We start from the raw sequence: 19,739 nt of genomic DNA, 5'->3' as shown, positions 1-19,739 counted from the left end.
CTAAAAAAAATGTTAGGTTGTAAATCTTATTATGGAAAAATGACAGTTTTCATCACTGGTAGTTTGTGAAGTAAATTTTTCATTTAACGACAAAACAAAGATTTGTCTTCATTTGTAAGGAATTGAGTCTATTTTTTGCTATGGAGTTATTATTTTTATAGCATGAACGCAAAAATCAAAGAAACAGTTATTAGCAAGATAGAGGATGAAAGTGAATATTCACATTTGGACTTTAAAGAGGAGCAATATCCAATTGAAAGGCAGGCAATGAAAAAACCAGAATTTTTAAAGGATATAATGGCCTTCGCTAATCTTACTACTGCTGAAGATAAGTATATCATTGTAGGGGTTAAAGATGATAGCGATACGGCGGATCGTTTTGTATCAATAGAAAACCTTAATGATCAGGCAACTTATCAGCAATATGCTAATGAATATATCGAACCGGAAATCAATTTTGAGTATTGTGAGATCATGTACAATGAACATAGATTGGCATTTTTTAGATTGTTCGAGAATGATAAGTTCCCTTACTTATTTAAAAAGGACTTGAATGTAAATGGCTTTCGTTTTGATACAGGAAGTGGATTTGTGAGGATTGGAACATCTACAAGAAAATTAAGACGTGACGATTTTGAAAAAATGTATAAATTTCGGCATGCCGCAGTTGAGGACAGGAGTAATGATCTTACATTCCTTGTTTCTAATTTAAATTTTACCGAGCCAGATTTGCGGGGAACGAAATTCAGGCATTTTAAGGTTGATGCCATTAACACCTCCAAGAAGTCTATTGAGTTTGATGTTGAAGTACGAATTAAAAAATCACCGGATTACAGGGTCATTCCTAAACAGGATCTTGAGAGAATGATTGACGAAGAAAAAAGAGATGATGCCACAAATTCTTTTATGCGTGGATTATCTGCAGGTATAGCATCATATGCAATAGCTGTAAGCACCTATGTTGAACACAGAAAGAACTTGAATTATGATGTTTTTGAACGTTTACCCGAACGTTTGGATAAATTTGCGGTAACAGTAAAGCAGGATTCAGAAACTCCAGATATTTTTAATGGCCAGATTGCTATTTTCTTTGACAATCCGAGTGATGTTCAATTGGAGATTATTGCGAGATGTGATGATTTTCTGGATGGACCATTGCGTAAGATTTTTACTGTACCAAAATCTGACCTGTTATTTTAGGGTATTATATCATAGTAAAAAAGACCCGCTATCTATGGAAACGAATCCTACTAATTTATAAACGACCTATTTTAATGGAAAAATCTGAAAATGAAATTAATGAAATACTAGCCAAACATAAAAAGCAAATTGAGCAGATGGGAAAGATGCTCCTAAATATTTATGCTATTGCTAACATTCGGTTTTGGTATTCATGCTTAGCTAATTTTCGAAAATCCGATGACATGCAGAAGGATATTTTGCAAATGGAGGCGCTTACGACCAGTATAATTGTTTCGTACGGAAGAATTTTTGGTAAGGGAACAGGAACAACGGTATTAAAAGAACAAATTATTCCAACTGAACTTATGATTGTTCACAAAGAAATAATTGATTTAAGGCATGCGAAGTATGCGCATCATGGGGAGCTTTCTACTTTGGAAAAGGGCATTGAAGTTAATTATGTAGATTCTAGCTTTATGATCACGCCGAAATTTGAGATTGGGATTTGGTTAGGGGCTCCAAAACATTGGGCTCCATTGTTTGAGTTTTTAGATGGGTATATGTATGAGTCACTACATAATACTTTGACACACTTAACAATGGAAACTGGTGTTGAATGGAAGTTTCCGCATGGGCCAACTCCATCATGGATCTTTTAATTCTGTTATGAACGGTGAATAATAGTATATTTTTACTCAAATTCAGCATCTATTTAGCCATAATTCCTAAAATCCAAAAGTAATTTTTATGATTTACAAAGAAATGACTATATTGCCGCATAAGAAAACTATTAACCGAAAGTATTAACATGAATTTAAGTTACACATGGCAGTCTATTAAGACAAGGTCATATTGGGAATATGCATTATGGACGGCAGATTCTCTAAAAATGTTTTTGGCAGTCCTTGGGGCATTTTGGACTTTTGTCGAAATGGCTTCCTTTTTTAAACTTTTACAGCCTGATAAGTTCCCTTCTTATGTATTTCTTATTCTTGTAGGGATTTCGCTAATTGTTGTCATCATAACAAGAAGACCCTTAACCAAAATAACTTATAAAGTGGCTGGTAGAGATCAGGTTATTATTGTTAAGATCGGAGATCTTTTTAATGAAAAGGGTCAAAAAGTTATCAGTACAAACACTACTTTTGATACAGATATCCAAAGTGGTATTATCGCAGAAGGAAGTTTGCAGGGACAGTTTACCAAGAGATATTTTTCTCAGAACCTTCCATCTCTCGATAATCTAATCACAAATTCACTCGTTGGTATAAATTCAATTAATTTTCAAAAAATAGCAGGGAAAGATAAGAAGTATCCGCTTGGCACTACTGTCAGGATTGATATTGGTGGAGAAACATTTTACTGGCTTGCAATGTCGAATCTAAGTTATGATAATACAGCAGGTTCCACATTAGCGGATGTACTTAATGCTATGGATGGGCTATGGGATTATATTGCGACCAAAGGGGAGAATGATCCTATTGTTTTGCCTTTAGTAGGTACTGGACGTGGAAGAGTAAAAACTCACAGAAAAAGAGTAATTGCACGATTGGCGCAGTCATTTACACAGGCAAGCGAACATAATCTTTTCAGCAGAAAATTGATCATTGTTGTGCATCCTTCAGATGCAGAAGAATTTGGAGTGAATCTATTTGAGGTTCGTGATCTTTTAAAACATTATTTACCATAGAAAAAAAGTAATCAATATGGCATATAGAAACGGGACTTATGTAGCATTCCATGCAAATGGGACAAATTACCCACTTAATTCAGATATAAGATATTATAATTTAATAAAGGCATGGTCGGAGAAAGCAGGTGATGATTTTTGTATAGTGAATAGTCACGATAAAACAGCAGCGGTTCGTGATAGTAGCTCGAAGGAGACATTAAGACGAAGTTTACGAGAAAGGTTAAATAGTAGTAAAAATATGGTGCTAATTATAGGGGAAACAACAAATCAGGATGACGATTGGGTACCTTTTGAAATTGAGTACGCGGTTGATACCTGTAAGATACCAATAATAGTTACCTATGTAGATATTAAGACGCCAATTTATGATTGTGCTCCACTTTTACCAAAGCTTCCTGACGCATTACGTTCCAGAATTCAAAATAAGACTGCTTCAGCTATTCATATTCCTTTTAATAAAAAAGTTCTACAAGATTCCCTTCGTTTTACGTTCAATAATAAACCGAATGGCTATGGTGAAGGGATATACTCAGCAAATGCATATCGAACTTTTGGTTTATAGTGAGTTAGAATTAAGCCTAAAACTTTGGACAAATGACGCACATTAGGATTAGATCAGCTAGATTTCATAATTTAATTCAGGAACTTCTTCGTAGACAAATGCTTTTGTAGGAGTTCCTGTAGTTCTGAAATCTTTTTCAATCGTATATGCTTCCATTTCAGATGGACTGATCTGGTAAGTAGCCAATTCTGTGATCCTTTCTTCACTCAGATCTTCCATCATCCATTCCCAGGCCAGCTCATCAGGGAGCATCGTTGGCATTCGATTTTTAGAGTTGTGGATTTGCTTCATCAAGGCATTGGCTTCTGTAGTTACAAGGGCTACAGTATCCACAGTTTCTCCTGTATCTTTATCTGTCCAATTCTGCCATATTGCTGCGATAAAAAAGTATTCTTTATTCTTTAGTCCAATATGGTAGGGGAATTTGTCTGCTGTTTTTAGCGGCTCACCTGTTCTTTTGTTTTTTCGGAAGATATGCTGCCACTCATAGAATTCACTGGATAGGATCAGACATCTTCTTTCCAATGCTGCCTTGCGAAACATTTTTTCACGACCGGTACTTTCATCTATCATTAAAAGTTCTTCACCTTTTGCATTCAATGTTGTATAAGGCTGATGCCATTTTCCCTTATCGTCTTTGTAACCAAAGCGCATCTTTTTCACATTTTCTCTATTTTTTACATACGAAGGAATAAAGCCCCATTCCATTTGGACGATATCAAAGTTGCATTTGTCCTCTGTGGGACGCAATACCGCAATGTTTTCGTAATTAAATCCTTCGTGAATTTCCTGATCTAGAAAATCATAGTTCATAACAGCTTTCTCCAGATCCATGAGACGTATAAATTCATCTCTTGATACACGTTGTCCATTATAATAACACATACTATTGATTTTTTAAATGTTTACAAATTTCTTTTCCAAATAGCTCTGCTTCGCTCTGTCTTCCCTGGGGTATGCTTGTCCACACTTCGCCGTTCCATGTTTTTGCTGAGGTGATTACTAATGGCGATCTATTATCATCAAAAACAAGGCGATACACCTGCTGATCTTTTAATGTATGTTCAACTATAGCAATTTTCAAGCCTTCTATTTCGATTTCAAACTTGTTTTTATCAAAGAGACTAACCATTTTATCCTCACAATTAGATGCTATATAAATTTACAGATTTTTATCATAAAAAATAACCATCGTAAATCCTTATTTTTTTAAGGCTTTATTTACTTAAAAGTATCTCACTAATAGCATCCAGTCTAGCGGTAATTGTTTTCAATTTTTCATGAAACTGAACAGTTTCGTCATTTTCTTTTTGAGGCTGTAACCCGGCAATTTCCTGCTGTAGTTTCAGTAATAAATCCATAGGATTTTCACTTATTTTATTATCTCTACTTAATTTCTCTTTCAATTGTTGCATTTCTATACTTACAGATTCCTGCTCAGTAATGGCATATTCCTCCGTTTGCTTAACAGAATAATGTCCCATCATCTCCTTTACAATATGAAGTGGCACACCGTTTTTAAGAGTAACGGTACTACCGAATGTTCGTCGCGCCTTGTGCGTGTTCAAAGTATCTTCCAATTCACATAGAACCGCAATTTCTTTGAGATATTCATTCATTTTTTGATTAGTTTTTACGGGTAAAACAGTACCTCTTTGGATACAAAGGGGATGATCCTTATATCGCTCCATAATTTCTATCGCCTTTGGTAATAGCGGAATATCGGTCTCAGATTTTGATTTTTGACGGCTTGACATAATCCATAAACTTCCATCAATTCCTTTTTTTATGTCAGTTGGCTTTAATTGATACGCATCAATGTATGCCAATCCAGTATAGCACTGAAAAACGAATACATCTCTGATTAAAGATAGCCTTTCGGAAGAAAAGACTTTAGCTTCAAGCCTATGAAGTTCATCGGTGGAAAGTGGCTTCTTTTTGATCTTTACTTTTTTGCTCTTAAAAAGCTTAAATGGATCCCTTGGAATAATGTCTTTTGCAATTGCCCTGAGGACTATTGTTTTAAAATTGGCAATATATTTCAGTGCAGTATTGTTACTACAGTTCCGGACAGTTTTTAGATACAGTTCATAATCTCTAATAAAAGCAAAGTTCAGCTCCCTAAATTCAAGATCATCGCGGTTGTACTTGGATTTTATAAACTTTGCCACATGTGATTTGGCAATCTGATAACGTCCATACGTTCCAACTGCATATTCTTTCGTCTCTACCAATGCAAGTATCTCGGCGTTATGTTCAGTAAATTCCTCAAGAACTTTTACTTTCGATACGTTTTTCCCTTTCACAAAATCAATAAGTTTCTGTGAAGTAATCGTCTGGTCATTATTGATCAGTTCAGTCCGATAGTTTGCAATGCGGGTACTCAGGGAATCCAGGAAGTAATTTAAAGACTTAGCATCTTCCTTATTTCCAGTAGCTCTTTCATTTTTTTGATTCCAACGGGTTGATTCCCATTTTCTTTTAGTAGAAATCTCTTTTGGAATTCCATCGACTGTAATTCTAAGATAAACTACTCTTAAATTTTCCTTTTTCTCTGGTGTCTTCAAAAAGAACATAGCACCAAAACTTTTTTCTAGCATAATCGAATATTTTATAAAATTAAATTTCGAATTATGTTGCTCTTAAATCAAGTCGATAACAGGTTTAACACGTTAATTGTCAAAACTTTACATTCATTTTTGTGGCAGTTTTATATTGACTTTATAAACTGCCACAAATCTGCCATGAAAATTAGGAGTGTTTTTGAAAATTTTGGGCATATGCACAAAAAAACAAAAAACCTGTAATTACTTAAAATTACAGGTTTTAAAAGCCTTTAGACCATTATGAAAGCTTTAAGCTTCCTTAATTTGTAGAGAAGATGGGATTCGAACTTATTTCGTTTTTACCCTTGCTAGTGCTGTTTTTCAATTGATCGAAAACCGTTTTGCCACGTTTTTGCCACAATTTTTATTATACATGCCCTAGACAGCATTTTCTTTACTTTTGCAGAGAGGAAGGGATTCGAACTTATTTTGTTTTTAACCCTGTTAGCGCTGTTTTCCGACTGTTGTTTAATCGCTTTGCCACGATTCTGCCACAATCTTTGTTTATGCGCTCAAAACTGCATTTTTTATGTCTCGGCGGAAAGGGAGGGATTCGAACCCTCGATACAGTCATCCCGTATACAGTCTTTCCAGGACTGCTCATTCGACCACTCTGACACCTTTCCGTGTTTCAGTGCACAAATGTAGTAATTTTTTGCGTTATTGCAATACCACGCAGCTTTTTTTAAGAACGATTTTTCCTATGCTATTGATCATAAGCGCATTGTTTTTATATTTTTTTGAATAAAACATATTTCTTATTTTTCAGTATGACAAATACTTATTTAAACATAAAAAAGAATATTTTGGAAGTTGCCCTCGAGCGAACAAATGACCGGATCGCAATGATCGAATCGGCATTGGAAACAGCCAGGGATTCGAGTAATGATGATACGAAAAGTAGCGCCGGAGATAAGTATGAAACCTCAAGGGAAATGATCCAGCAAGATATCAATCGGTATCAAGGGCAGCTTGTTGAGGCGAATAAAGATTTATTACAGCTCACGAATATTACGTCAGCGGTGGGTGATAAAACTGATTTTGTTAAATTGGGAAGCCTTGTCAAAACAAATGTGGGACTTTATTTTATCGCCACAAGTATTGGGGCAATAAAAATTGGAGATAATAATGTTTTTGTCATTTCAGCGGCATCGCCTATAGGGCAGTTGCTCCTTGGTAGAAAAATAGGAGAGAGTTTTCTGTTTAACAGATTAAATCAGACCATATTGGAGCTTTATTAATTGCCGAAAAAGAAGAAAGCTAAACAATATGCCTTCATAATTGTTTTCACTATGAACGAAAATAAAACGATACGATGAAATTAAACAGATTACTTTTGATATTTTCATTCGGTGTTTTACCTTTTGTTCACTCTTGCCGGTCACCAGAATCCGATGATAAGCTAAAGTCAAAAATTGAAGAAGCTTTAATAGATAACCAGGGCATAGCAGTGGATGTAGAAGAGGGTAATGTTACATTGAACGGGCAATTAGGATCGGATTCATTAAAGCAAGTGGTTGAAGAGAAAACAAAGGCCGCGGGAGGTGAAGATGTTAAATCAATCCACAATAATATCATGGTCAATCTTCCTGAACCTGAAGATGCGCGTGAAAAATATCATGAAATAGTTGAGGGAGCGGTCGATTCCACGATCACTAGAGATGTCAATCGGGTACTGGAAGATTTTCCGACTATTACAGCACAGGTAAAGGAAGGAATTATTATTGTAACAGGTAATATTGAAAAAACACGAATGGATTCCCTAAAGAAAAGATTGGAACATATTAAGCCTAAAGGTATTGATATGAAGGGAGTTACCAGTCGTTAGTTTTCGTATTTCAATGGAAATATAAAAGCTACGCATCAACAGATGGGTAGCTTTTACTATTGTGCATATGTTTATTTACCCCTAATTTAAACATTTTCCATCAAATCCCGAATAGCGACTGAGGCAATGGCACCTCCAAATGCAGCGGGTAGATAGGACATTGTTCCATAGGCTGACTTTTTAAAATTACTCCCATCGGTATATAGCAAGGAGCTTTTATCCGGAAGCTCAGTTGAAAAGGCAACTTTAACACCTTCACGGATACCATGTTTACGCAACTTCTTACGAATATGTTGAGCCAGTTTGCAATTATAAGACTTGCTAATATCTGCGATCTCAATTTTTGTCGGGTCAACTTTGCCACCTGCACCCATTGAACTTACAAATGGCATTTTTGCATCCAGTGCCAGCCTGATGAAGAATAACTTCGGTGTAATACTATCGATGGCTTCCACACAATAGTCGGGCGCCATTTCCAATAAAGCCGGAATTTTTTCAGGGATAATAAAGTCTTGGATCACGGTCAATTCCAATTCTGGATTAATGGCTAAAAGGCGCTGTCTCATGATTTCAGCTTTCGCTTCACCATGGTTCGTTGCAAGAGCCGGTAGCTGCCTATTTCTGTTGGAGGGGTCTACAGTATCACCATCTATTATGGTCATTTTACCGACCCCCGCACGGCAGATAAATTCAGCCGCAAAGGAACCCACACCGCCCAGGCCCAGAACCATCACGTGTGAATTCGCTAATTTTTCCAAAGCTGTCCTACCGACCAGTGCCTCGGTGCGTGACAGCCAACTTAAATCTTTCATTTTTTTAATACAATCTTATAATTATGATATAATGCCTGCTTTAACATCTCTACTGGAATAGATCGGACTCGGGCGACATATTGATATAGGGTGGCAACTTCTGTTGCTGTATAGGTATCTGTTTCTAAAAATAAATGTGTAAGGGGGATATTTCTTACGACTTCGTCCTGGCTGCCATCCAAACAATGGACACCGATCGAAAGGTAATAACCTTTATCCATAAGCTGTTTGGCTAAAGTCCAATTCTTGCGATAGCCATGGAAGATAACCGGTAAATGAAATTTAGCTTTTACCAAAGATGCCAAAACTTCCTGAAAGGCACGAACACAGTGAATAATCAGCGGCTTCTGAAAAGTAATGGCCAAGAGAATCTGTTGCTCAAAAACCTGTTGCTGTTTTTCGAAAGGAATAGCGCTATTTTTGTCCAGGCCGCATTCGCCTATTGCCACGACATTCGTTCTTTGTATCATTGTTTGCATCAATTCTAACACTTTTTCCGTATTGCTGTTGATGTACCATGGATGTAAGCCGATAGAGCAGTCTCCGTCAACGACAGTCTCATTATGGTTCAATGCTATATTTATAACAGATCGGTTGAAACCGTCCTGTATCATATCAAGCCGATGTGTATGTATGTCGATATAGGGAACCTGCATTGTCAAAGGACAAAGGTCGAAAAAATAGTTGAAGCAAAAAATATTCTCTATAAATTTAGTATAGTTTTATTGCTCCAACTTGCTGTTGAGTGCCTGCAAGATTGCGGAAGCCTTTAAAAGACATTCCTGATATTCTTGCTCCGCCAATGCTTGGTTGGTAAGGGCTCCGCCGGTATGAAAGGACAGGTATTTTTCGCGTTGATTGTACAGGAGGGAACGGATGACGACGTTAAAATCAAATTCATCACGAATAGTATCAAAATAGCCTACCGAACCTGCGTAAATCCCTCTTTTGGAGCCTTCAATCTGATCACAAATGCGCATGGCAGCAATTTTGGGTGCACCCGTCATTGAGCCAGCAGGAAATGTATGTCTAAAGACGTCTATATTGGACACGTTGGGATCCTGTATGCAGCTGATTGTAGATATCATCTGATGTACTTGTTTAAAAGACTGGATTTCAAACAGACGTGTGGCTTCAACTGTTCCGGGAAGCGCGCTCCGTGTTAAATCATTACGAACAAGATCTACGATCATTACATTTTCGGCGATCTCCTTCTGCGACTGGAGCATACGATTGATAATATCCCGGTCTTCGTGCTCAGTGATGCCTCTTTTAGCTGTGCCTTTGATGGGTTGAGAGATTAAACGGCCTTTTCTCTTGGTCAAAAAACGCTCTGGAGAAGCGCTCATAATAAAATGAGGTCCAACTTTAAAAAAATTACTGAATGGGGTAGGTGAAACTGCATTCAATTTTAGATAGACCTCAATCGGAGAAATATCTGCATTTTCTGCGAAGAACTCCTGACAGAGATTTACCTCGTATATGTCACCACGTTGGATATGTTGCTGCACTTTATCAAAGGCATCAAAGTATTCTCCTTTTGTCCACCGTGAGCGTACGTGCAGATCTAGTGCAGCTTTAGCTTGCGGAGCTGTCGTCTCACAGATGGATTGATACACAGCAACTGGATCGTCGGCTTGGATGTGCACTTGCATACCGCTGATGCTTATCGTAATCGCCGGGACAAAAAAATAGGCTGATGGAAAGCCAAGCTTATCCGTTGTGCTGGTCTGTAATTCTTCAATCTCATTCTTGAGGTCATAGGATAGAAATCCCGGAATAACATCGCACGGATGTTGCAATAAGAATTGCTGTAATTGATCCAGTACATTTTCATCTGCACAAAAAGAATGTAAGGCCTTCACCGCCAGCATGCTCTCAAATCTTCCCCATTGGTCTGGCGACCCATTGCTATTAAAGAAAGAAATTTCATCAAATTGCCCCGACCAGTGCAGGGCTTTCTGATGAAATTTATCTTTAGAATCGAGAAGATCAAAACTTTCGATCCGCATATTTTACTTTGATAAAGCCAATGTTTGTTTACGATCCGGACCTACTGATAAAATCGTGATCGGAACTTCGAGCGCTTTCTCCAAATAAGAAATATAGTTACTTAATGCCTCAGGAATCTCAGCCTCAGATGTGATACCTGTCAAATCTTGTTTCCACCCTTGGATTTCTTCCAAGATTGGCTCTGCCTGATGTGTGATAATCTCGTACGGCATATAATCAATCACTTCACCATTGTAGTTATAATGTGTACATGCGTAGATCTTGTCAAAAGTATCCAATACATCAGCTTTCATCATGATAAGGTCCGTTACACCATTGAGCATGATTGCATATTTCAGTGCCGGAATATCAATCCATCCTGTACGGCGTGCACGTCCCGTTGTAGCACCGAATTCATGACCCAATTGACGTAGTTTTTCTCCTGTCTCATCATGAAGTTCAGTAGGGAAGGGGCCTCCACCCACACGTGTTGCATAGGCTTTAAAAATGCCGTATACTTTACCGATTTTGTTCGGTGCGATACCAAGACCTGTACAAGCTCCAGCAGTTGTCGTGTTGGATGAAGTCACAAAAGGGTAAGAACCGAAATCGACATCCAAAAGAGTACCTTGGGCACCTTCAGCCAATACGCGTTTGCCTTCTTTCAGATATTGATTGACCAAATGCTCTGAATCGACATGCGGAATGGTTTTAATGAATTCAATCGCAGCCAGGAATGCTTGCTCTTTTTCACTGAAATCAGGAATTTCACCATAGTGAGAAAGAATGTTCAAGTGCTTTTCTTTCAACTTTTGGTAACGCTCCTGAAAGTCGGGAAGGGTCGTATCACCTACACGTAAGCCATTTCTACCAGTTTTGTCCATATAGGTCGGACCGATACCCTTCAATGTAGATCCGATCTTGCCGGCGCCCATTTTCGATTCCGAAGCAGCATCCAATAATTGGTGTGTCGGCAAAATAAGGTGTGCTTTGCGTGCTAATACCAAATTGCCTTTACCCACCGGATCAAAACCAGCTGTCTTAAGGTTGTCTAATTCTCTTTTTAGGATAATCGGATCGATAACGACACCATTACCAATAAGATTTAGTGTACCTTCATTGAAGATACCAGATGGAATTGTGTTGAGCACGAATTTTTTGTTATCAAATTCCAACGTGTGTCCGGCGTTAGGGCCGCCTTGGAAACGAGCGATTAAATCGTATTTTGGACAAAATACGTCTACGATTTTACCTTTACCCTCGTCACCCCATTGTAAGCCCAAAAGCACATCAACTTGCATAGCTTTTAAAGTATAGTAATTAAAATGTTATTAATAAAAATAGACTCATTAAAAAAATAAAAATGTTCAGGAATTTTTCTCCTGAACATTCCTGAACAAATGTACTATTATATTTAACAAAAATATAAGATTAATTTGAAATAGCTTCCTGAGCTACGGTTTCTTCTTTTTTATTTTTTTCTTGACAATCTTGACATACACCGTATAAATTTAAAGAATGGTGCTTGATGTCAAACTTCAATAAATCCCCCATGAGGCTTTGGATCTGGTTGATACGTGGGTCGCAAAATTCAACAACCTTATTGCATTCAATACAAATCACGTGGTCGTGCTGCTTGAAGCCATAGGATTTTTCAAATTGAGCCATATTGCGGCCAAACTGGTGTTTGGTAACCAAGTCACAAGAAACCAAAAGTTCGAGGGTATTATAAACTGTAGCACGGCTGACACGGTATTTTTTGTTCTTCATATGGATATACAAAGACTCAACATCAAAGTGATCAGTACGTGAATAAATCTCTTCCAAGATAGCATAACGCTCCGGAGTTTTTCTTAGATTTTTATTTTCTAAGTATGCTTCAAAGATTTTTTTTACAGTTGCAAAATTTTCAGCTTGATTCATAGTAAAAATATTCTTGTACAAATTTACCAATTTAGATTGACATTTGATAGTATTTCTAAATTGTGATATTCATTTGATTAATTTTCGGACTCATACCGATTTACTCCTGTTATTCCCCGGACTTGTTTAAGGTTTTTCATCAAGCTCTCCAATTGTTGTGTATCATTGACATATACCATAATATTCCCGTCAAAAATACCATCGTTACTCGATATGGATAGGGAGCGTATGTTGACCGCAAACTCTTGGGAAATAACCGTAGTAAGCTTATTGACCAATCCGACGTCATCGATACCCACAATATGCAGGCCGGTCAGGAACGCGGAGTCTTTCGTCGATGCCCAGCGTGCCTTCAAAATACGGTACCCGTAATTCGCCATCAATTTGGAGGCATTGGGGCAGCTGGTGCGATGAATCTTGATGCCATCATTGACCGTCAGAAAACCGAAAATGTCATCACCGGGAATTGGATTGCAACAAGGCGCTAGGGTATAGTCAACTTTTTGCATATCATCACCGATCAGGATGGTGTCAAACTCCTTTTTATTGATTTTTTCAACCAAACCGCCAATATGACTGTTGAACTGATTGCCCGAAGAAGATCCTGCATTGATTTCAACCGCTTTTTCATGGGCGACGTACTCCCGCAATTGCTTGATATCAACGATGCCTTTGGCCACGTTAAAAAAGAGATCCTGGGAACTTGGATACTTCAGATAATTAGCAATTTTGTTGATATTATCGGTATTGTAGGTGACTTTCAAAGACTTCAATTTACGCTCGAGAATCTCTTTTCCATCCTCTGCGACCCGTCGTTTTTCTTCTTTGAGGGAAGATCTGATTTTTGATTTCGCTTTTGCGGTAACCACAAAATTGAGCCAGTCTTCTTTTGGCGACTGTTTGCTGGAGGTGATAATCTCGACTTGATCACCATTTTGTAGAACGTGGCTAAGTGGAACCAATTTATGGTTTACTTTGGCCCCGATACAACTTGCGCCGATATCGGAGTGGATCTCAAAAGCAAAATCCAATGCAGTTGCATTGTTGGGTAATTGGATTAAGGTGCCTTTGGGTGTGAAAATAAAAATTTCATCCGAGAACAGATTCATCTTGAAATCATCCACAAAATCCATGGCATTCTGATCAGGACTGCTGAGTACATCACGTACCTTTTTGATCCATTGATCCAATCCTGAATCGGAATTGGATTCTTTGTATTTCCAGTGTGCTGCAAATCCTTTTTCCGCAATTTCATTCATCCGCCTGGTCCGAATCTGTACTTCCACCCATTGCCCCTTGGGGCCCATTACCGTTGTATGCAACGATTCGTAGCCATTTCCTTTGGGCGAAGAGATCCAATCGCGTAAACGGTCCGGGTTGGGACGATATAGATCGGTTACGATGGAATATACTTTCCAACATTCGGTTTTTTCCTTTTCATCCACCGCGTCAATAACGATACGAATAGCAAATAGGTCGTAAACTTCTTCAAATGGAATTGACTTTTTGCGCATTTTGTTCCAAATCGAATGAATCGACTTGGGTCTTCCAAATACGGCGGCTTTAACTCCCTGTTCTTCTAAAATTTCTTTAATAGGACCGATAAAATCACCTATGAATTTCTCCCGCTCTGCCTTCTTTTCGTTCAGTTTTCGCGCAATAAATTTATAGGTATCCGGATCAGTAAATTTCATGGACAAGTCTTCCAATTCGGATTTGATCGCATACAAACCCAAACGATGCGCCAAGGGGGCATAAAGATAACTGGTCTCTGAGGCAATCTTCAACTGCTTATCTCTTGCCATGAATTCCATCGTCCGCATATTATGCAGCCTATCCGCCAATTTGATAAGGATAACGCGTACGTCATCGGCAAGCGTGAGCAACATTTTACGAAAGTTCTCAGCCTGCATCGAGCTATTGGGGTCAAATATTCCGGAAATTTTTGTCAATCCGTCGATAATACGACGAACTTTTTTTCCAAACATTTCCTCAATTTCGTCCAAGGTTACATTAGTGTCCTCAACAACATCATGGAGCAAAGCGCATACAATGGAGGTTGTCCCTAAACCAATTTCCTCGGCGGCAATCTGCGCTACCGCAATCGGATGATAAATATAGGGTTCTCCTGATTTGCGGCGCATCTCCTTGTGGCTATCCAGGGCCAAATCAAAAGCTTTACGAATCTCTTGTTTGTCCCCGCGCTGCAAAGTAGGCTTACAGGCACGCAATAATGCACGGTAACGTTTTCTTATCTCTTTGTTTTCTGCTTCAATATCAATCACATAATCTTTCATAAACGTTGCAGGTAAATGATGTTTTTTTGAGTATTTTTGTTTAATTTAGTTAATGTATTTTGAATACAATTATCAAGCTAACTTATTTTGTAATAAATTTACCAAAATATAATAGCATTGACAAATTAAAAGAGTTATATAGTCGTTCAGATGAAGACAACAGTATGTGTTTTGTTTTTTCTTCTTGGGACTTTGTCAGGCGTGGCAAAGGCTCAGTCTCTGGTTCTTCCTTTATACGGTGAAGGGGCCCAGGAGACAGTGACTGATTATATGACAACAACGCTGCCTTCGGGTGAGATTTTGCCTTGGTTTCCCATTCCTGAAGTGGTTATTGTCAGGAAAAGAGTCTGGTCAAGCGAGGAAGCACGAAGGGAATATTTACGTTTCAGAAGAAATGTGCTGAAAGTGCTCCCTTATGCCATATATGCTCAAAAAAGATACGATCAACTGGATCGGGATCTGGCTATGACATCCAATAAAAAAGAACATGAAGCGCTGGTGGAAAGATGTGAAAACGATGTGAAGCAAATGTTTAATAGGGAAATTAAAAATATGACCATTTCCCAGGGTAAAATCCTAATAAAGCTGATCGATCGCTATACCGGACACACGAGCTATGAAATGGTGAAGGAAATGAAAGGTGGGATCTCCGCATTTTTTTATCAGGGGGTCGCCAAAATTTTTGGGCATAATTTGAAATCAGCATACGATCCAAAAGAGGACTTCGAAATCGAAAATATCATCCGTGAATTTGAACGGTCGAGGCCCAAACCGGTGATGTAGGACCCCATATATACTTGTATATATAAGGCACGAAGATACTTTAACTAGGATCGGGTTCGTTATGTAATACCTAAATTAAGACAATATGAAAACGATATATGACTTTGATGCTTTGCAATTCAATGGAACCATGAAATCTCTGGGAGATTTTGAAGGAAAGGTTTTGTTGGTCGTCAATACAGCGAGTCAGTGTCTATTCACAAGACAGTTTAAATCGCTTGAAAAACTCTACCAAAAGTATAAAGAAAGAGGATTTGAGGTACTGGCCTTTCCGTCCAATAACTTTCGGAATCAAGAACCACTGACCGGCAGTACATTGGAGACATTCTGTAGAATAAACCAGCAGGTCAGTTTTCCGGTTTTCAAACGTAGCCATGTCATCGGCACCTACACGACGGCATTGTATAGTTTCCTGTCAAATAAGGCAGAAAACGGACATATAAATAGCAAGCCCTCCTGGAATTTTCATAAATACTTGATCAACAGGCAGGGGGAAGTTGTGGATTTCTATTATCCTACGACTTCGCCATTGTCAGGTAAAATTTGTCGTAATATCGAACGACTTTTGGAGGAGTAACCTACAAACTTCCTACCTTTGGCCTCGGTTTCATACCAGTAAGACCTGTATGTGCCGGCTGTCTTCAACATAAGCCGGCAATATGGAGTGGTGAATTGTAACATGCTGATTTTACCGATTTTGCTGATATTGGAAGCCATAAACGAAAAAGAAGATATAAATATGCTAAAACTAGATTTACTTGTCATTGCCGTGCATCCCGATGACGCAGAATTGGGTGCAGGCGGAGTAATGGCAAAATATGTTGCCGAAGGAAAAAAAGTAGGAATTGTAGACTTAACTCGGGGTGAACTCGGTACACGAGGTACTGCGGAAACCAGAGCACAAGAGGCAAAAGATGCAGCTGCGATTCTCGGACTGGCAGCGCGTGAAAATCTCGGTTTGAGAGACGGTTTTTTTGAAAATGCCATCGAGGAAAAAATGGCCATTATAAGTGCCGTAAGGAAATACCAGCCTGAAATCGTTATTACCAACGCGATTACTGACCGTCATCCGGATCATGGCAGAGCAGGGCAGCTTGTGAATGAAGCCTGCTTCCTTTCGGGGTTAAGAAAGGTGGAAACCAGAGACCAAAATAATCATATCCAGGAAGCCTTCCGTCCACGTCTAGTGTTGCAATTTGTGCAGGATTATTACATCAAACCCGATGTAGTCATTGATATTACGGACTACTATGCTTTGAAGGAAAAATCAATCCTGGCCTATAAAACACAGTTCTATACAGGCGAAAATATCAATCCTGACGAGCCACAAACGTATATTTCCAATCCGGATTTTATGGAATCTACCGCCGCCAGAGCAAGGGAATTTGGCCGTTACATCCAGGCTAAGTATGCTGAAGGATTTACATCTAAAAAAATATTGGGTGTTGATGATTTATTTGATCTAAGATAGCGAAGTTGCAATAAAAGATAAAAGCCGAGGATTTTATGAGACATAGAATCTTCGGCTTTTTTATAAACGGCAGGTAATCTATCAGGAGATAAAACCTTTTACATATTGTTTTGTGATTTCATGCTGTGGATTTAACAGCACTTGTTCAGTGGGACCAAATTCAAGGATTTCACCACCATAAACAAAAATGATATAATCAGACACTCTTCGGGCTTGTCGTAGAATGTGTGTCACCAGAACAATGGTGTAATCCTGCTTTAGTTCGATGAGTAATTCTTCAATTTTTGCTGTGGATAGCGGGTCCAATGCGGAAGTTGATTCATCACCAAGTATAATTTCGGGTTCTACAGCAAGTCCCCGCGCTAAGCAGAGCCGTTGTTGCTGTCCAATCGAAAGGCCGGCGGCGGAATGCCCCAAACGGTCCTTAACCTCATCCCATAGGGCTACATTGCGCAATTGTGTCTCAACAATCTTGTCCAGTTCTTTTTTATTTTTCGTGCCATGTATACGCGGCCCATAAGCTACGTTGTCGTAGATGGACATCGGCAATGGGTAAGGTTTTTGGGATAAAAGCCCCATTTTTTTACGGATATGCGTTACTTCGGCATTTTTGCCATAAATGTCCTCACCGTTTACAAGCACAGATCCCGTTATTTCAACACCTTTTGTGTCGTCGACCAGGCGATTCAGGGTTTTCAGCAATGTGGTCTTGCCACAGCCTGAAGGTCCGATAATGGAGGTTACGCTATTGTTCGGCAAGGCAAGATTAATATTCTTTAAAATATGTCTCCCATCGATATATACATTGAGATCCTTGATCTGAATGTGAGGATCAGTCAAAGGACTGTTTAACGACGATTCTTTTGTTTCGATTGAAGGATATGCGTGCATACTACGATAATTAAAATGATGATAGTTAAAACCAGGGCCGAAGCATATGCTCGTCCTTGTACCTCAGGAATTGGACTGCTTAACTGAAAAAATATAGCCAAGGGAAGTGTTGCTGCTGGTTCGTCAATATATTTAGGCAAATTGTCACTGAACCCCGTTGTTAACAATACGCCGGCGACATCACCTATTGCTCTTCCGAATGCTAATAGAATGGCAGTCAATAACCCGGCACGAATACTCCGCAACATGACTTTCGCAAGCTCCCAGCGTGTGGTACCCAAGGAAAGGGTGACATTTTTCAGATCTTCAGGAATCGTTTTGATCAGCTCGTCTACTGTACGTACCACAATAGGGATCGTCAATAACGTGACTGTTAGGATGCCGCCCAGTAGTGATGCTCTAATGCCAAAATAGACCATAATACCAAAGCCGACAGCGCCATACACAATCGATGGTACCCCGTAAAGCACATCAAACAACAACTTCGAAAACTGTGTTACTTTGGATTTTGTACCCAAATAAATATTCAGGTAAAGTGATATCGGAATACCAATAAAAGCCGATAGGGCAGTCGCTACCCCTGCTAGATAGAGTGAACCTAATATGGCGTTTAAGATTCCACCTTCTTTGCCGATGTAAAATCCGCCTTTGGGCAACTGACTGACCATTTCCCAATTGAGATAGGGAAGCCCCTTATAGAGAATCGTACCTACAATAAAAAACAGGGAAGCGGTTACCGTGATTCCGGATAGATGCATGAAACCCTTCGCGATCTTTTCACTTATTAATCTTCTTTTGGTGTTATCCATCTAAACCTCCTTCAAGTCGTCTCAATATCAGACGTGATATTAAATTGAAAATAAATATGATGACAAATAGCAATAGCGCTGAAAACATCAAAGCAGACTCATAAAGAGGGATGGACATCATCTCACCAAAATTGTTGGCGATTAAAGCGGGGATGGGGTAACCGGCATCAAATATGGATGTAGGCACCTTCGGTACATTCCCGCAAACCATTAGTACTGCAATCGTTTCTCCAAATGCCCGTGAGGTCGATAAGACAATGGCGGCGATAATGCCGGGTTTTGCCTTTTTGAGAATAACATGTTTTATGGTGTCCCATTTTGTTGCTCCCAAAGACAAAGAAGCGGCTTTTAATTCATACGGAATCGTTTGAAGCACTTCCACCATAATGGAAATCATGATCGGAAAAATCATGACCGCCAATACAATTCCACCGGCTAATACTGAATAACCGGATGTCACCACACCAAAAATCGGAGCAATATAAAGCTGGATCAGCGGGACGATAAATAATACACCCCAAACACCGTATAACACCGGTGGTATGGCCGCCAAGATATTGACAAGAGGAAGCATCATGTTTTTTAGCGCATCGGAAGCGTATTCAGTCAGATAAACTGCCGTCAATATACACAGGGGTATTGCGATGGCAAGCGATATCAATGTAACAGCGAGTGTGCCGGCAATAAAAGGCAGAAATCCGAACGAGCCCTTCATAGGTGCCCATACTTTATCTGTCAATAGCTGAAATATGTTGCTGTATTCAAATAGCGGAATGGATTTTACAGTTAAACCGACCGCAATAATAACGACAACTGATAGGGAAATCAGCAGTAACAAAAATGTGGACCGTTTTACTAAGGTATCTTTAACTAGACGTGTATTTAGCATG

Annotated in this window: 21 protein-coding genes and 1 tRNA gene; 9 read left to right on the top strand and 13 right to left on the bottom strand. The window is 38.9% G+C overall.

Going from position 1 to position 19,739, the window contains the following annotated elements; translation table 11 throughout:
- Positions 1-162 precede the first annotated feature (162 nt).
- The 4 genes from DCO56_RS13640 to DCO56_RS13625 all read left to right on the top strand — a co-directional run bounded on the left by DCO56_RS13640 (position 163) and on the right by DCO56_RS13625 (position 3,437).
- Positions 163-1,200, top strand: coding sequence for an AlbA family DNA-binding domain-containing protein (locus DCO56_RS13640; protein ID WP_108634307.1), 1,038 nt, complete (start codon positions 163-165; stop codon positions 1,198-1,200).
- Positions 1,201-1,274: 74 nt separating this feature from the next.
- On the top strand, positions 1,275-1,841 hold the full coding sequence (locus DCO56_RS13635; protein WP_108634306.1) for a hypothetical protein: 567 nt from the start codon (positions 1,275-1,277) through the stop codon (positions 1,839-1,841).
- A 149-nt stretch (positions 1,842-1,990) separates the two neighbouring features.
- The gene (locus tag DCO56_RS13630) at positions 1,991-2,872 is read left to right on the top strand and encodes a macro domain-containing protein (protein WP_146191059.1); all 882 of its coding nucleotides are present in this window, start codon (positions 1,991-1,993) and stop codon (positions 2,870-2,872) included.
- Positions 2,873-2,888: 16 nt separating this feature from the next.
- Complete coding sequence (locus DCO56_RS13625; protein WP_108634304.1) at positions 2,889-3,437, top strand: TIR domain-containing protein; 549 nt, start codon at positions 2,889-2,891, stop codon at positions 3,435-3,437.
- 57 nt (positions 3,438-3,494) lie between these two features.
- On the opposite strand, the gene DCO56_RS13620 is transcribed toward DCO56_RS13625, so the two are convergent.
- The 4 genes from DCO56_RS13620 to DCO56_RS29300 all read right to left on the bottom strand — a co-directional run bounded on the left by DCO56_RS13620 (position 3,495) and on the right by DCO56_RS29300 (position 6,669).
- A complete protein-coding gene (locus tag DCO56_RS13620; protein ID WP_108634303.1) occupies positions 3,495-4,322 on the bottom strand; it encodes an SOS response-associated peptidase in 828 nt (275 codons plus the stop codon).
- Between the two features lies 1 nt (position 4,323).
- Entirely contained in the window at positions 4,324-4,569 is a 246-nt protein-coding gene (locus tag DCO56_RS13615) for a hypothetical protein (RefSeq protein ID WP_108634302.1), read from the bottom strand.
- A gap of 85 nt (positions 4,570-4,654) precedes the next feature.
- A complete protein-coding gene (locus DCO56_RS13610) occupies positions 4,655-6,037 on the bottom strand; it encodes a site-specific integrase (RefSeq protein ID WP_108634301.1) in 1,383 nt (460 codons plus the stop codon).
- A gap of 544 nt (positions 6,038-6,581) precedes the next feature.
- Positions 6,582-6,669, bottom strand: a tRNA-Ser gene (locus tag DCO56_RS29300).
- A gap of 144 nt (positions 6,670-6,813) precedes the next feature.
- Here DCO56_RS29300 and DCO56_RS13605 point away from each other — a divergent pair.
- A complete protein-coding gene (locus tag DCO56_RS13605; RefSeq protein ID WP_108634300.1) occupies positions 6,814-7,284 on the top strand; it encodes a hypothetical protein in 471 nt (156 codons plus the stop codon).
- Positions 7,285-7,358: 74 nt separating this feature from the next.
- Positions 7,359-7,871: a BON domain-containing protein gene (locus tag DCO56_RS13600; RefSeq protein WP_108634299.1), complete on the top strand. Its 513-nt coding sequence runs from the start codon at positions 7,359-7,361 to the stop codon at positions 7,869-7,871.
- A gap of 86 nt (positions 7,872-7,957) precedes the next feature.
- Here DCO56_RS13600 and DCO56_RS13595 read toward each other — a convergent pair whose 3' ends face one another.
- From DCO56_RS13595 to DCO56_RS13570, 6 genes are all read right to left on the bottom strand, one after another.
- On the bottom strand, positions 7,958-8,683 hold the full coding sequence (locus tag DCO56_RS13595) for a tRNA threonylcarbamoyladenosine dehydratase (protein WP_108634298.1): 726 nt from the start codon (positions 8,681-8,683) through the stop codon (positions 7,958-7,960).
- Positions 8,680-9,297: a TatD family hydrolase gene (locus tag DCO56_RS13590; protein WP_181390545.1), complete on the bottom strand. Its 618-nt coding sequence runs from the start codon at positions 9,295-9,297 to the stop codon at positions 8,680-8,682. Before DCO56_RS13590 ends, DCO56_RS13595 begins: the two co-directional genes overlap by 4 nt.
- Positions 9,298-9,405: 108 nt before the next feature.
- Positions 9,406-10,695: an anthranilate synthase component I family protein gene (locus DCO56_RS13585; RefSeq protein WP_108634296.1), complete on the bottom strand. Its 1,290-nt coding sequence runs from the start codon at positions 10,693-10,695 to the stop codon at positions 9,406-9,408.
- Positions 10,696-10,698: 3 nt separating this feature from the next.
- A complete protein-coding gene (locus tag DCO56_RS13580) occupies positions 10,699-11,976 on the bottom strand; it encodes an adenylosuccinate synthase (RefSeq protein WP_104381933.1) in 1,278 nt (425 codons plus the stop codon).
- Positions 11,977-12,106: 130 nt separating this feature from the next.
- Positions 12,107-12,598: a Fur family transcriptional regulator gene (locus DCO56_RS13575; protein ID WP_104381932.1), complete on the bottom strand. Its 492-nt coding sequence runs from the start codon at positions 12,596-12,598 to the stop codon at positions 12,107-12,109.
- 77 nt (positions 12,599-12,675) lie between these two features.
- Complete coding sequence (locus tag DCO56_RS13570; protein WP_108634295.1) at positions 12,676-14,895, bottom strand: RelA/SpoT family protein; 2,220 nt, start codon at positions 14,893-14,895, stop codon at positions 12,676-12,678.
- A 150-nt stretch (positions 14,896-15,045) separates the two neighbouring features.
- On the opposite strand from DCO56_RS13570, the gene DCO56_RS13565 reads away from it, so the two are divergent.
- From DCO56_RS13565 to bshB1, 3 genes are all read left to right on the top strand, one after another.
- Positions 15,046-15,678, top strand: a complete 633-nt coding sequence (locus DCO56_RS13565) for a DUF4294 domain-containing protein (RefSeq protein WP_108634294.1) — start codon at positions 15,046-15,048, stop codon at positions 15,676-15,678.
- 85 nt (positions 15,679-15,763) lie between these two features.
- Complete coding sequence (locus tag DCO56_RS13560; RefSeq protein WP_108634293.1) at positions 15,764-16,255, top strand: glutathione peroxidase; 492 nt, start codon at positions 15,764-15,766, stop codon at positions 16,253-16,255.
- Positions 16,256-16,417: 162 nt separating this feature from the next.
- Positions 16,418-17,149 carry a bacillithiol biosynthesis deacetylase BshB1 gene (gene bshB1, locus DCO56_RS13555; protein WP_108634552.1) on the top strand — a complete coding sequence of 244 codons (732 nt, stop codon included), beginning with the start codon at positions 16,418-16,420 and terminating at the stop codon, positions 17,147-17,149.
- Positions 17,150-17,230: 81 nt separating this feature from the next.
- On the opposite strand, the gene DCO56_RS13550 is transcribed toward bshB1, so the two are convergent.
- Genes DCO56_RS13550 through pstC form a run of 3 tightly spaced genes read right to left on the bottom strand, consistent with a single transcriptional unit; the run spans position 17,231 to position 19,738 of the window.
- Positions 17,231-18,040: a phosphate ABC transporter ATP-binding protein gene (locus tag DCO56_RS13550; protein ID WP_108634292.1), complete on the bottom strand. Its 810-nt coding sequence runs from the start codon at positions 18,038-18,040 to the stop codon at positions 17,231-17,233.
- A complete protein-coding gene (locus DCO56_RS13545; protein WP_108634291.1) occupies positions 17,998-18,849 on the bottom strand; it encodes a PstA family ABC transporter permease in 852 nt (283 codons plus the stop codon). The genes DCO56_RS13550 and DCO56_RS13545 overlap by 43 nt, the downstream gene beginning before the upstream one ends.
- The gene (gene pstC, locus DCO56_RS13540) at positions 18,842-19,738 is read right to left on the bottom strand and encodes a phosphate ABC transporter permease subunit PstC (protein WP_108634290.1); all 897 of its coding nucleotides are present in this window, start codon (positions 19,736-19,738) and stop codon (positions 18,842-18,844) included. The genes DCO56_RS13545 and pstC overlap by 8 nt, the downstream gene beginning before the upstream one ends.
- Position 19,739 lies beyond the last annotated feature (1 nt).

The organism is Sphingobacterium athyrii (assembly GCF_003071065.1).
In the GTDB taxonomy this organism is placed as follows: domain Bacteria; phylum Bacteroidota; class Bacteroidia; order Sphingobacteriales; family Sphingobacteriaceae; genus Sphingobacterium; species Sphingobacterium athyrii.
The sequence above is the reverse complement of the archived record's forward strand: the minus strand, read 5'-3'. Positions and strand labels throughout refer to the sequence as shown.

What these genes read in the sequence shown, in the direction of transcription:
- DCO56_RS13585 (WP_108634296.1), bottom strand. Translation starts at nt 10,695, where the DNA reads ATGCGGATCGAAAGTTTTGATCTTCTCGATTCTAAAGATAAATTTCAT.
- DCO56_RS13550 (WP_108634292.1), bottom strand. Translation starts at nt 18,040, where the DNA reads ATGCACGCATATCCTTCAATCGAAACAAAAGAATCGTCGTTAAACAGT.
- DCO56_RS13625 (WP_108634304.1), top strand. Translation starts at nt 2,889, where the DNA reads ATGGCATATAGAAACGGGACTTATGTAGCATTCCATGCAAATGGGACA.
- DCO56_RS13605 (WP_108634300.1), top strand. Translation starts at nt 6,814, where the DNA reads ATGACAAATACTTATTTAAACATAAAAAAGAATATTTTGGAAGTTGCC.
- DCO56_RS13635 (WP_108634306.1), top strand. Translation starts at nt 1,275, where the DNA reads ATGGAAAAATCTGAAAATGAAATTAATGAAATACTAGCCAAACATAAA.
- DCO56_RS13630 (WP_146191059.1), top strand. Translation starts at nt 1,991, where the DNA reads ATGAATTTAAGTTACACATGGCAGTCTATTAAGACAAGGTCATATTGG.
- DCO56_RS13575 (WP_104381932.1), bottom strand. Translation starts at nt 12,598, where the DNA reads ATGAATCAAGCTGAAAATTTTGCAACTGTAAAAAAAATCTTTGAAGCA.
- DCO56_RS13565 (WP_108634294.1), top strand. Translation starts at nt 15,046, where the DNA reads ATGAAGACAACAGTATGTGTTTTGTTTTTTCTTCTTGGGACTTTGTCA.
- DCO56_RS13580 (WP_104381933.1), bottom strand. Translation starts at nt 11,976, where the DNA reads ATGCAAGTTGATGTGCTTTTGGGCTTACAATGGGGTGACGAGGGTAAA.
- DCO56_RS13545 (WP_108634291.1), bottom strand. Translation starts at nt 18,849, where the DNA reads ATGGATAACACCAAAAGAAGATTAATAAGTGAAAAGATCGCGAAGGGT.
- DCO56_RS13600 (WP_108634299.1), top strand. Translation starts at nt 7,359, where the DNA reads ATGAAATTAAACAGATTACTTTTGATATTTTCATTCGGTGTTTTACCT.
- bshB1 (WP_108634552.1), top strand. Translation starts at nt 16,418, where the DNA reads ATGCTAAAACTAGATTTACTTGTCATTGCCGTGCATCCCGATGACGCA.
- DCO56_RS13615 (WP_108634302.1), bottom strand. Translation starts at nt 4,569, where the DNA reads ATGGTTAGTCTCTTTGATAAAAACAAGTTTGAAATCGAAATAGAAGGC.
- pstC (WP_108634290.1), bottom strand. Translation starts at nt 19,738, where the DNA reads ATGCTAAATACACGTCTAGTTAAAGATACCTTAGTAAAACGGTCCACA.
- DCO56_RS13610 (WP_108634301.1), bottom strand. Translation starts at nt 6,037, where the DNA reads ATGCTAGAAAAAAGTTTTGGTGCTATGTTCTTTTTGAAGACACCAGAG.
- DCO56_RS13560 (WP_108634293.1), top strand. Translation starts at nt 15,764, where the DNA reads ATGAAAACGATATATGACTTTGATGCTTTGCAATTCAATGGAACCATG.
- DCO56_RS13640 (WP_108634307.1), top strand. Translation starts at nt 163, where the DNA reads ATGAACGCAAAAATCAAAGAAACAGTTATTAGCAAGATAGAGGATGAA.
- DCO56_RS13590 (WP_181390545.1), bottom strand. Translation starts at nt 9,297, where the DNA reads ATGATACAGGACGGTTTCAACCGATCTGTTATAAATATAGCATTGAAC.
- DCO56_RS13595 (WP_108634298.1), bottom strand. Translation starts at nt 8,683, where the DNA reads ATGAAAGATTTAAGTTGGCTGTCACGCACCGAGGCACTGGTCGGTAGG.
- DCO56_RS13620 (WP_108634303.1), bottom strand. Translation starts at nt 4,322, where the DNA reads ATGTGTTATTATAATGGACAACGTGTATCAAGAGATGAATTTATACGT.
- DCO56_RS13570 (WP_108634295.1), bottom strand. Translation starts at nt 14,895, where the DNA reads ATGAAAGATTATGTGATTGATATTGAAGCAGAAAACAAAGAGATAAGA.